Origin of the sequence: Geodermatophilus chilensis (genome assembly GCF_002802985.1) — a bacterium.
Lineage (GTDB): Bacteria > Actinomycetota > Actinomycetes > Mycobacteriales > Geodermatophilaceae > Geodermatophilus > Geodermatophilus chilensis.
The window spans coordinates 1-2,364 of the sequence record NZ_NVPT01000310.1 but is presented as its reverse complement, the minus strand read 5'-3'; the positions used below and the strand labels follow the sequence as shown (position 1 = coordinate 2,364).

The following is a 2,364-nucleotide window of genomic DNA, read 5'->3' as shown; positions in this document are numbered from 1 at the left end:
CCTGTCAGTGGTGTCTTGGCGGACGCCCAACACCTACCTCACGGCCGGTGCGGGCAGGGGACCGCCACCTCAACTTCTACGAGACCCGGGACAACCTCCGGCCATCTGGGGTTCGGCTTTCTCGTTGGCGTCGGTTATGCGGTTCTGCACGCTGACCTGCCACCATCCGCAGCCTTCTGACGCGCAAGGCCCACTCACATCCCGTGGCCTGATGCCCATGAACCGCAATCACTTGCTACTCGGAGGTCGATTCGCATGCGCGTACCGCTGTTCAGACCACGGCACGTCCTGGACGCCGCGCGGACCGTAACCCATGTGGTCCAAGCGCTGGCCTCCGCGCTGACACAAGCCCAGGCGGCGATGCCCCGCATCGAGGAGCTGGTCGGCCGCGGCAACCGGCTCCTCCAGCGGGCCGACGCCGCCGCACCGCGAATCGAGCCCCTGCTGCAGGCGGCGCTCCAGGCTCGGGAGCTGGTCGACCGACTCGACTCCACGCTGACCCGACAGCGGACCGAAGCAGTGGGGGCCGCGCTAGACGCCCTGTCCACCCGACCTGACGTCGTCCCCCATGCGCTAGACCAACTGGACAGCCTGTCCACCTCCACCCGGTGGAAACGGCTCGGCTAGCTCGTCGACCGCCTGCTCGGCGACGACCACGACCAGATCGACCACCTCAGCGCACTGTTGGATCGCCTCGAGCAACTCCTGGCCGATGACCGCGTCAGCCGGCTCCTCGACCGACTCGACGCACTGCTCACCGACGACAACGTCGAACGACTGAACGCGCTGCTGTCCGCCGCCCGGCCCGACGCGACCGCCCGCGTCCTTCAGCGCCTCGACGAGACGCTCACAGATTCGCGGGCCGCGGCGCTGCAGGCCGTCCTCGAGCAGCTCCCCGTTCTCTTCTCCGCCGAGCGCACAGCCAACCTCGCCGCCCTCACCGACCAGGCTCCGCGCCTGGTCAACGCGCTCAATAGCGGTGACCTACCCACCTCCCTGGAGCTGCGGCAGGTCCCGCCCGACCTCCACGCCATGCTCGAACTCATCGACGACCTGCACCAAGTGGTCTCCGGCATGCCAGGGGCAACCCGCGCGCGCGATCGCGGGAACGACCCGCATCCACAGGTCTGACCGGCACACGGCTGAACGCTCTCCACATCCGCGAGAGGTGGTGAACCGTCCCGGGTCTCATGCCGTCTTCCGGTGTGAGGACTCCCCGGGTGGTGGGTCCGGTGGGGCAGCGTAGTAGGCCTGCTCGTACTCCTCGGGCGTGACGTAGCCGAGCTCGCTGTGCAGGCGGGCGTGGTTGTACCAGTGGACGTAGTCGGTGGTGACGATCTCCACGTCGGCCAGGTGCCGCAGTGGGCCGTCGCGGAACGGGGAGCCGGCGGCGAGCGCCTCGTTTTTGAACAGGCCCATGACGGTCCCGGCGGCGGCGTTGTCGTAGGCGTCGCCGACCGAGCCGATGGAGGCGACCAGGCCCTCGAGGGCGAGGGTGTCGATGAACCGGATGGCGGTGTACCGAGCCGGCGTCGCTGTGGTGGATCATCCCCGGGCGCACTGGCCGGCCGGTGTGATCTCGCCGCCACAGCGCCATGCGCAGGCAGTTCTCGACGAAGGCGACGTCCTTGGTGGTGGCCGCCGACCAGCCGACGATCGCCCGGGAGTACAGGTCGATGGCCAAGGCGGCGTAGACGAAGCCTGACCAGGTCGGCACGTAGGTGGTGGGTCGGGCCGGGGCGCGGTGCCAGGCTTTCGTCCTGGTCCGTTTCTCCGGCCCGCCCTCCGAACCGGACGTGCCCGTCTCCGAGCATCCGGCTCGCCACAGGCCCATGCCGTCAGGTCAGGCTGCGGTGGGGGTCGGGGGTGCTGTCCAGGGGAGCGGGATCTTGTTTCCGCGGTATCGGTAGCGGCTGACCGTCACCGTCGCGGGGTCGAACAGGCTGATCCCGTCCTGCGTCGGCGTCCATCCGGAGAGGAAGCGCCTGCGCAGCCGTGCCCACGAGATGCCGGGGTGTCGTTTGCGCGGCCAGCCGATGACCCGCTGCCATGCGAAGTGGCCCAGGTAGCTGAACGTCGCCTTCGAGACCCCGTGCCGGAAGTAGGTGGCCCATCCCCGCAACACCGGGTTGAGCCGGTGCAGCAGGTCAGACAGCGTCCGGTGTCGTGCTCTGCGGGTCAGCGTCCGCACCTTGTCCGTCACCGAGAGCAGCGCTTTCTTCGACGGGTAGGTGTAGAGGAACCGCTGGCCGGTGCCTCGCTTGTACGACCCACTGTGCTTCAGCGGTCGCAATGCGTTCACGGACCTTACGACGATGTGACGCGTAAGCGGCAGCGGAGGCGTCGAAACGCGGCGGGGCGCAT

General features: G+C 68.7%; 4 protein-coding genes and 1 pseudogene. 2 read left to right on the top strand and 3 right to left on the bottom strand.

Translation table 11 applies throughout. The annotated features are described in order from the left end of the window. Positions 1-315: 315 nt before the first annotated feature. Both CNO22_RS26720 and CNO22_RS26715 read left to right on the top strand, forming a co-directional pair. Positions 316-627, top strand: a complete 312-nt coding sequence (locus CNO22_RS26720) for a hypothetical protein (protein WP_100502251.1) — start codon at positions 316-318, stop codon at positions 625-627. 57 nt (positions 628-684) lie between these two features. Continuing rightward, positions 685-1,131, top strand: a complete 447-nt coding sequence (locus CNO22_RS26715) for a hypothetical protein (protein WP_100502250.1) — start codon at positions 685-687, stop codon at positions 1,129-1,131. Positions 1,132-1,188: 57 nt separating this feature from the next. Here CNO22_RS26715 and CNO22_RS26710 read toward each other — a convergent pair whose 3' ends face one another. From CNO22_RS26710 to CNO22_RS26705, 3 genes and pseudogenes are all read right to left on the bottom strand, one after another. Continuing rightward, complete coding sequence (locus CNO22_RS26710) at positions 1,189-1,467, bottom strand: integrase core domain-containing protein (RefSeq protein ID WP_269799651.1); 279 nt, start codon at positions 1,465-1,467, stop codon at positions 1,189-1,191. Between the two features lie 115 nt (positions 1,468-1,582). Then, positions 1,583-1,834 (bottom strand): annotated as a pseudogene (locus CNO22_RS30325) (hypothetical protein); the annotation flags it as partial. Positions 1,835-1,843: 9 nt separating this feature from the next. Next, on the bottom strand, positions 1,844-2,302 hold the full coding sequence (locus tag CNO22_RS26705) for a group II intron maturase-specific domain-containing protein (RefSeq protein WP_198588638.1): 459 nt from the start codon (positions 2,300-2,302) through the stop codon (positions 1,844-1,846). Positions 2,303-2,364: the final 62 nt, after the last annotated feature.